The sequence below is a fragment of the bacterium genome, assembly GCA_026708015.1.
In the GTDB taxonomy this organism is placed as follows: Bacteria; Actinomycetota; Acidimicrobiia; order Acidimicrobiales; family Bin134; genus Poriferisocius.
The window spans coordinates 1-8,416 of the sequence record JAPOVT010000012.1; the positions used below are offsets into that span (position 1 = coordinate 1).

At 64.5% G+C, this 8,416-nt stretch carries 7 protein-coding genes; 1 reads left to right on the top strand and 6 read right to left on the bottom strand.

The window, feature by feature from the left end:
- Positions 1–54: 54 nt before the first annotated feature.
- Genes OXG30_02655 through OXG30_02670 form a run of 4 tightly spaced genes read right to left on the bottom strand, consistent with a single transcriptional unit; the run spans position 55 to position 5,621 of the window.
- A complete protein-coding gene (locus tag OXG30_02655; GenBank protein ID MCY4133800.1) occupies positions 55–2,166 on the bottom strand; it encodes a hydantoinase/oxoprolinase family protein in 2,112 nt (703 codons plus the stop codon).
- The gene (locus tag OXG30_02660) at positions 2,163–3,905 is read right to left on the bottom strand and encodes a hydantoinase B/oxoprolinase family protein (GenBank protein MCY4133801.1); all 1,743 of its coding nucleotides are present in this window, start codon (positions 3,903–3,905) and stop codon (positions 2,163–2,165) included. Before OXG30_02660 ends, OXG30_02655 begins: the two co-directional genes overlap by 4 nt.
- 37 nt (positions 3,906–3,942) lie before the next feature.
- Positions 3,943–4,824 (bottom strand): SDR family oxidoreductase, encoded by an 882-nt coding sequence (locus tag OXG30_02665; protein ID MCY4133802.1) that lies wholly within the window; start codon positions 4,822–4,824, stop codon positions 3,943–3,945.
- A gap of 14 nt (positions 4,825–4,838) precedes the next feature.
- Positions 4,839–5,621 carry an enoyl-CoA hydratase/isomerase family protein gene (locus OXG30_02670; protein MCY4133803.1) on the bottom strand — a complete coding sequence of 261 codons (783 nt, stop codon included), beginning with the start codon at positions 5,619–5,621 and terminating at the stop codon, positions 4,839–4,841.
- 66 nt (positions 5,622–5,687) lie between these two features.
- Here OXG30_02670 and OXG30_02675 point away from each other — a divergent pair, with 66 nt between their 5' ends.
- On the top strand, positions 5,688–6,560 hold the full coding sequence (locus tag OXG30_02675) for a MaoC/PaaZ C-terminal domain-containing protein (GenBank protein ID MCY4133804.1): 873 nt from the start codon (positions 5,688–5,690) through the stop codon (positions 6,558–6,560).
- Between the two features lie 523 nt (positions 6,561–7,083).
- Here OXG30_02675 and OXG30_02680 read toward each other — a convergent pair.
- Together OXG30_02680 and OXG30_02685 are read right to left on the bottom strand one after the other, a co-directional pair.
- Positions 7,084–7,962, bottom strand: coding sequence for a hypothetical protein (locus tag OXG30_02680; protein MCY4133805.1), 879 nt, complete (start codon positions 7,960–7,962; stop codon positions 7,084–7,086).
- Between the two features lie 83 nt (positions 7,963–8,045).
- On the bottom strand, positions 8,046–8,416 hold a 371-nt coding region (locus OXG30_02685; GenBank protein ID MCY4133806.1), incomplete at its 5' end, for a hypothetical protein.

Here is an 8,416-nt window from a genome sequence, read left to right on the forward strand (position 1 = left end):
ATCGACTGGAAAAACCGATGGAACCCCACCTAACCCGCCAATCCGCTCGGCCCCTCAGTTAGGACTAGAAAACGCGGCACCCTCGTTACCGCTAGTAGGCCCTTTTGGGCGCAGCACCAGGCTGAGCCAGCGGTCGGTTGAAGCGGTCCAGCCTTCGGGGACGACCACGGTGGATGAGGTTTCTTCGATGATGGCGGGGCCGGCGACGGTGGGGCCGGGCAGGAAGGTGTGGCGGCGGTAGACGGGGGTGTCGGCCATCTCGCCGCCGAACCAGGCGGGGCGATACGAGAGGGGAACGGGCGGTTGAGGGGCTACTTGGTCGGTTGACCAGTCGGGCTTGGGCACCGGGCCGACAACCCGCACTCGGTAGTTGACGAACTCCACCGGGTCGGTCTGGCGGATGCCGTACAGCTCTTCATAGAGCTCGTTGAACGCGGCAGCCGCCTCGTCGAGGTTAACTCCATGGAGGGGGACGGTGAGTTCGTGGGCTTGGTGGCGGTAGCGGATGTCGATCTCTCGCTCCAGAACGATTTCGTCGGCAGAGAACCCCTCAGCCCCGATTTCGGCGACGGCCACAGCTTCCAGCTCGGTGTAGATGGCGTTGACGACGCTGGCATCGGCATCGACAGAGTCAATCACCTGGGTGCGGACATGATCGGTCACCACGTCGGAGGCCAGCAGGCCCACTGCCGAGCCCACGCCGGGGTTGGCCGGGACGACCACCTTGGTAATGCCGAATTCCTCGGCCAGGCGGGCCACGTGGACTCCGGCCGCGCCGCCTGAGGCCAGCAGGGTGAAATCGCGGGGGTCTATGCCCCGCTCCAGGGTCACCACCCGCACCGCGGCGGCCATGGTGGCGTTGACCACCTCGTACACCCCGGCAGCGGCCTCCTCCGGGGTCAGCCCCATGGGCTCGGCCATCTCGGCCAGGGCGGCGTGGGCCAGGTCGGCCCGGATAGCCATGCGGCCCCCGAGGAAGAAGGTTGGATTGAGGTAGCCCAGCACAAGATCGGCGTCGGTCACGGTGGGCTGGCCGCCGCCCCGGTCGTAGCAGGCCGGACCCGGCTCGGCTCCGGCGGAATCGGGCCCCACCCGCAGCGCGCCGCCGCTATCGAGGTAGGCGATCGACCCTCCGCCCGCGCCCACCTCGGCCAAATCGATCACCGGGATCTTGATGGGATAGCCGGTGTTGATCTGCTTCACGCCCGAAGAAGCGGTGCCCCCCACGAAGAACTCGTGGGCGATGGCGGCCTGGCCGTCTCGCACCAGCCCTGCTTTGGCGGTGGTTCCGCCCATGTCGAAGGAGATCAGGTTGTCGATGCCGCTGAGCCGACCGATATGGGCGGCGGCCATCACCCCAGCGGCCGGCCCCGACTCCACCAGCTGCACCGGTCGCCGGGCCACGGTGGCGGCCGAGATGATGCCGCCCGACGAGCCCATGATCTGCAATCGGGCCCCGATGCCCTGGCGGGCCAGTTCCTCGTCCAGCCGGGCGATGTAGCGGGTGACGGTGGGGCCCACGTAGGCCGACATGACCGTGGTGCAGGCTCGAGGCAGTTCCCGGTACTCGGGCCACACTTCGCTGGAAACCGCCACATAGAGGTCGGGGTTCAGCTCGGCGATGATGTCGGCCACTTGGCGCTCGTGGTCTCCGTTGGCGTAGGAGTGCAGGAAGCAGACTGCGACCGCTTCCACCGGCTCGCGGGCCAGCAGATCGGCCAGCGACGCTCGGGCTTGTTCGTCGTCGAGCGGCACCACAACTGAGCCGTCGGCCCCTGTCCGCTCCACCACGTCCACCGTGCGCCGCCGGGGGACGATGGGCGGCTGTTTGGTGTAGAAGAGGTCGTACTTCTCGGCATCGCCCTTGCGCTCGTTGCCGATGATCAAGATGTCGCCGAAACCGGCGGTGGTGACGTAGGCCACCGGGCCGCCTTTGCGCTCCAAGATGAGGTTGGTGGCCAGGGTGGTGGCGTGGACCACTTGGGACACTTCGGGAGGGTCATAGCCAGCCTCGGCCAAGAGTTCGGCAATCCCGTCGAGCACTCCGGCTGCCGGGTCGTCGGGGGTGGTGAGCACCTTTGCGGTGCAGATGCTGCCATCGGAGCGGTCGATCATCACCACGTCGGTGAATGTTCCCCCGATGTCGATGCCCAGGGCGACGGTCATTTGCTTCTCAATGCTGCGGTGGCCGCTGGGTCCACCTCCCCGGTCTCCGTGTCGATGATCACGCCGTAATCACGGCGGGCCGCCTCCGGTGACACCCGACCGTCGCGCACATCGGCGGCCACCATCTCGGGGTCGCGTTCATGCGGGTCTCCGAAGCCGCCGCCGGCCGAGGTGAGCATGGTGATCATGTCCCCGGCCCGCAGCGGATAGGCAGTGACCTTGGCCGGCAGCGACTTTTCGTCGGGGGTGCCCTCGTTCAGAACCCAGCCCCCGCCCGCGCCGGGTGAGCCGCCATAGATGCCCGGAGGGGGGCGACGGCAGCGATCGGTGGCCCGGCCGGTGAATTGGCCGTCGGTGAGTATGCGGATGTCGCGGCGTGATCCGGTGCCGCCCCGCCACTGGCCCGGCCCCCCTGAATCGGTCCACAGCTCGAAGCGCTCGAAGCGCACCGGGTGCTCCTGCTCGTAGGCCTCCACGGTGTGGAATGCCCCGCCGGCGCCCAGCACCAGCGGGCCGGTCACGTCTACGCCATCTCGGTCGGAGCGGGCGCCGGAGCCGCCGAATTGGGGATCCATGAACGCCCACGGCCGGCCGTCGGCCCCGGTGCCGTTCATGATGTAGACGTGGACGTTGCAGGAGGCGGCCACCGCTCGGGCCGGGTCGAGCTGGGAAAAAGCCCCCAGCATGGCCTCCACCACGGCCATGACGGTGGCCATGCGGGCGTTGAGCGCGGCGGGCGGATTGGGATTTACCAGCGTGCCCTGGGGCAAGCGCAGCTCCAAGGGCCGGAAGGCGCCGTCGTTCACCGGGATGTCGGGGGCCAGCAGGCAGCGGACGGCGAACAGCACTCCGGAGGTGGTCTGCGACACCGCGGCGTTGATCGGGCCCGGCGCTTGGGGTGAGGTTCCCTCGAAATCGGCGGTGATGGTGGAGCCGCTCACGGTGAGGGCGACATGCACCTCGTGATCGGCGTCGGGGTTCACCCCGTCGTCGTCGATGATGAACGAGCCGGTGTAGGTGCCGTCGGCCAGCGCTTCGATGCCCGCCCGGGTGCGGCGTTCGGTGTAGTCCAAAAGGTCGTCGGTGATCTGGTGCAGACGATCCAGGCCATACCGGTTGGCCAGATCGTCCAGCCGGTCGGCCCCGAGGTTGGTGGCCGCCATCATGGCCCGGATGTCGCCCAGAACTTTCTCCGGGGTGCGGCTGTTGGCCGCGATCACATCCAGCATCGGTTGGTTGGCCTCCCCGGCGACCGCCAGCGGCACGGGGGGCAGTACCAGGCCTTCCTGGAACATCTCGGTGGCGTTGGCCGGCAGCCCGCCTGCGGCCATGCCGCCCAAGTCGGCCACGTGCAGCAGGGCGCAGGTGAAGAACGCCAGCGTGCCGTCGATGAACACCGGGCGGAACACCATCACGTCGTTGGAGTGGATGCCGCCCCGGTAGGGATCGTTGGAGGCGTACACGTCGCCGTCGGCCATCTCCGAGGCCGGAAAGTCGTCTAGCAGCGAGCGCAGCGACGGGCGAAGGCTGGAGAGGTGCATCAGCGGAGCGCCCATCGATTGGGCGATGAACTGGCCCCGGTAATCGAAGATTGCGGCGGTGGAGTCACCGCCCTCTTTCACCACTGAGGAGTAAGCCGATCGTACCGTGGTCAGCCCCATCTCCTCGGCGATAGCTCCCAGGGCGTTCTTGACCACCTCCAGCGCGATGGGATCAGAGGGCCGGGCTTCTGTACTCATCGGTTGGGCGTGGTCCATGGCAATCAGAGCCCTGTACTCAAAGCTCGAACGGCCCTTTGCCCATCTGGTCGCGGATGGTGGTGACGGCTGGGTTGGTCATGGAGCGGCGCTGCCAGTTGGCCCCGTCCACCACCATGGTGTGGCCGCTGATGAACCGGGCGAATGGGGAGGCCAAGAAAGTGGCCGCCCAGCCCAGCTCCCGCAGCCGCCCCACCCGCATGGCCGGCTGGCACGGGTCCTTCTCGTGGGTGCGGTCGAGGCTGGAGCGGATGTCGGAGGTCATGTCCTCGTGGGGGAACAGCCCCGGCACCAGTCCGTTCACCTGGATGCCGTAGGGCCCCCACTCCACGGCCAGGCTCTCGGTCATCGACTTGACCCCGGCCTTGGCTGCGGCTGAGTGGGCAAAGCCAGGGCCGCCAGTCCAGGCATAGGACGCCCCGATGTTGACGATCGACCCGGTTGTGCCGGCGGCGAGATGGCGGCGGGCGAACTCGCGGGCGCAGAAGAAGGTGCCGTTGAGGGTGATGTCCACCACCGTGCGCCAGGCGTTGGGCGACATGTCCTCCGCCGGCACCGGGAAGTTGGCCGCCGCGTTGTTAATCAACACGTCGGGCATGGCGAAACGCTCGGTGGCGGCGTCGAACGCCTCGGCTATCTGGTCGGCCTGGCGAATATCACAGCCCACCACCAGCACCTCAGCGCCTATCTCCTCTATAGCCGCCTGGCCCGCTTCAAGGTGCTCGGGCTTGCGGCTGGCGATAACCAGGTTGGCTCCCAGCCGGGCGAACTCAGTGGCGATGGCCTTGCCCAGCCCGGTGCCCCCACCGGTCACAAACACGGTCTGGCCGTCGTAGGTGCCCGGCACCAGGGCGGTTGCGCCCTCCTGGGCGGGCTCGGGAAGTCCGGTGATCTCAGCCATTTGTCATCTCCTCCTCAGGAACGCTTGTACTCGGGGTCGCGCTCTTCGGCTCGGGCCGCCCGGAACTCGGCGAAGTCGTCCGACCGGTTGATGAGCGTCTGATAGGCGTACTCGTCGTTCATGGAGCTGCGCAGATCCTCGATGGCCAGGTTGCGGATTACCCGGCGGGCAAGCTGAACCGTGTAAGGCGAGGCGGCGGCGATCTGGGTTGCCATCTCCATCACGGTGTCGTCCAACTCCTCGGGGGGCACGATGCGGGACACGATGCCGTGGGTCAGAGCCTCCTCAGCGCTCAGTATTCGGCCGGTGAGCACCATGTCGCTGACCAAGCCCGACCCGCAGATCTCGAACAGCCGGCCCACCCCGCCAGTGTCAGGGATCACGCCGTGGGTCACTTCAGGGAGCCTGAATCGAGCGCCTTCGGCCGCCACCCGGATGTCGCACAAAAGGGCTCGCTGGAAGGAGCCTCCCATAGCCCATCCCTGCATGGCCACGATGATGGGGGCGTCGATGTCCCAAACCTGCTGAATGCCCCTCTGGCCCCGGTCCATGAGGGCGTGGTGGGCCAGTTCCACCTGACCGCCGCCAATGGCCGACACGTCTCGGCCCGAAGACCACGATTTGCCCTCTCCCTTCCACACCACAGCCCGGATGGACTTGTCGGCCTTGATCTCGCTCAAGATGTCGAACAGCGCCAGATCCATGTCGTCGTCGAAGGCGTTGTGCTTGGCGGGATTGTTGTTGGTGATGACGGCGATGTGTCCGTCCACCGTGAGCTGCACTCGATCATCGGCCATGGCCTCACCGTATCTGTCGCTTCCGCTTTAGGAAGAATGGGGCCGATTTGGGACACAATGGCCCCTATGGCGATGTATCTGGACATGGTTGGGCATCGGGGTGAGCCCCATCAGCGGGGATGGCTGCCCCGGGACTGCACGCTCTATGCGCTCAGCGTGGGGGCGGGGTTCGACGATCTGGCGTTTGTGGGGGAGAAGGCCGCCGGGCATCCCCAGCAGGTGTACCCCAGCTTCGTGTGCTCGGGAGGTCGGTCGGACAAGGCCAGCAGCGGCGAAGGTAATCCCATGTTCCGGTATGGCGACTACCAGGTTCACCAACTGGTTCACGGCGAGCAGGAGCTGGCTATTCACGGGGAGATCAGTCCCAAGGGGTCGGTGATCAGCACCTCGACGGTGGTGGGCATCTACGACAAGGGCTCCGGCGCGGTGGTCCACGCCGCGAGCGAGTCGGTGGACGCCGCCACCGGTGAGCCGCTTTTTACCACCGGCTCCAAGCTGTTCGTGATGGGTGAGGGGGGTTTTGGCGGCGACCCCGGCCCCAAAACACCGGCCTGGGATGTCGGCGACGCGCCCCCCGACACCGCGGTCGATTGGCAGACCCTGCCGGTGCAGTCGCTGCTCTACCGCCACGGGGGCAACGATCCCAACCTGATCCACTACGACCCCGCGGTGGCCGCGGCGGCCGGGTTCGACGGTCCCATCCTCATGGGGCTCAACACCTACGGTTTCGCCTGCCGGGCCCTGGTGGAAACGGTGTGCGGGGGCGACCCCTTGGCGTTGGGCTCGATAGGCGGGCGCTTCGCCTCCCCCGGCTACAACGGCGACGTGCTCACCACCCAGATCTGGCACGACCGCCACGAGGAGAATGGGGTGTTGTTCCGGGTGGTCTCCGGCCGGGGCACCACGGTCTTCGACAAAGGCCGGGCCATGCTGCGATAGTGGTCGTCAGTCCCTACGGCTGGTTGTAAAACTTGAGTTTTCGATCCCTTATAGATGAGACTAGCCACTTTCCCAAAGAGTCCAAAATGTGAATAAGGACCAATGCGGGAAAGATTACTCCCCACGGAATGGAGAAATAGCCGATTGCAGCGGTACTGCTTGTGTCTCTGGCAACCAGCGACGTAACTACTGGATATGAAACCAGTATTAGGCAACTTCCAAGTAATACAGAAACTCGAGACTTCAATGCAAAGATATAATAGAGGAATACTAGCTGCCAACCCATAATTGCTACAAAAGCGATTTCGCGTACTTCATCCCATCCCAATTGGCCTCTAATGTTGAATAGCACAATAGGGTGCGAAGTCAGGGAACCAGCGATAGCAATTACTTTCAACCGCCACATGTGTTGAGTTTAGAGGGAGCCGGCACCTCTTACAGCCATCGTCGGAGCCCATCGTCTTAGCCGAATCGGAACCTGGGAGCAAGAGCAGCCCGAAGGTCTTAGTGGGTTAGCGGCGTGTCAGGGCGTACTTGTCAAGACAATCAGCTGGATGGGTATGAACACGGCACTTTGACTGCTGGCATCAGATGGGAACTCTATTGAAATTCTCCCTTCTCCGTATCTTTGTCTCCACTGAGCGTTTCTGAGGGCGGCTTCTTCAGGATTGGGATATCTGCATAGACCTTGCTCATCGATCTTCCAATTGTGCGGGCAGAGCAAGACTCTTGAGCCGTATGCGTTCACATAGTGTAAGGCTGCCCGTGAGCTTGCATTGTTGATGATGTACTCGATGTTCTCAAACATGGTGCAAGTTGTTCTATCGGGATCGTTGTACACCCATCCGTCTGAATCCTCGCCGTACTCTTCTATCTTTACGCAAAGCTGGCCGACCCATGGAAAAGGCTGAGGCTCCTGTCCTTGCGGGCTCGCCCCCGGATCTGGTTCAGTGTTCGTGGGTATGGGTGCGGGAGTCGGCTGCTGGACCCCTTGTGGCTCGGGCTGTTCATCTGACACGGGCTGTTCATCTGGCTCGGGGCAGACGCCCGACACAGCGTCAGTATCTACGCCGAACCGGCAGCGCAGGCTGTTCAAGAGGTCTTCCTGTTCTGCGATCAGCTTCTCACGGACGTCTATGTCATTTTGAGTCGGAGTTCCGCTGAAAGTACCCGGATCAGCGGGAGACAGGATGGGCATACCGTTCGCGCATCCGCCCATAACGGCGGCCACGTCGACGTTGAGCTGGCACCGGTACGCGTTCAGCAGAGCCTCTTGGGTAGCGATGAGCTGGTCGCGCTTTTGGATGTCGGCCACCGTCTGAGCTCCGGCAGAAGACCCTAGCCCGAACGCAGCGGCAGCAATCGCAATTAGCACAGCGAACAAGCTTTTTTGTAACAACATAGAGATAATTCTAATGGCTAGTGGGGCAAAGAATGTGCCCAGCATTGCTATTGGACACCATGAATCCTCGGTGGAGCACTCGGTTAGAGCCCCATGTCGTGGTAGTCGGGGACTTCGTAGCGGCCGATGGCCTCGGCCCGGCGCTGGAGTAGGGCGACGGTGTCTTCGATGTTGCGGCCGATGATGAATCGGCGTTGCTCCACGCAATCGACCACGAAGTTGCCGTGTTCCACTAGGTCGGCTACCGCGGGTTCCTCACCCCTGATCTCGGTCAAGATGTCCTTGAGCTCTTGGAAGGTCATGCTGCGCCGTCCGGTGGCGTCGCCCACTCGGGCGAAGTGGTCCGGGCGGTTGCGCTGGGCGGTGAACAGGCCGGTGTCCAGCATGCCGCCTGATGGGTAGAGCACCGAGGCCCGCAGATCGCTGCCCTCCCGGATCAGGTTGACGTGTACCG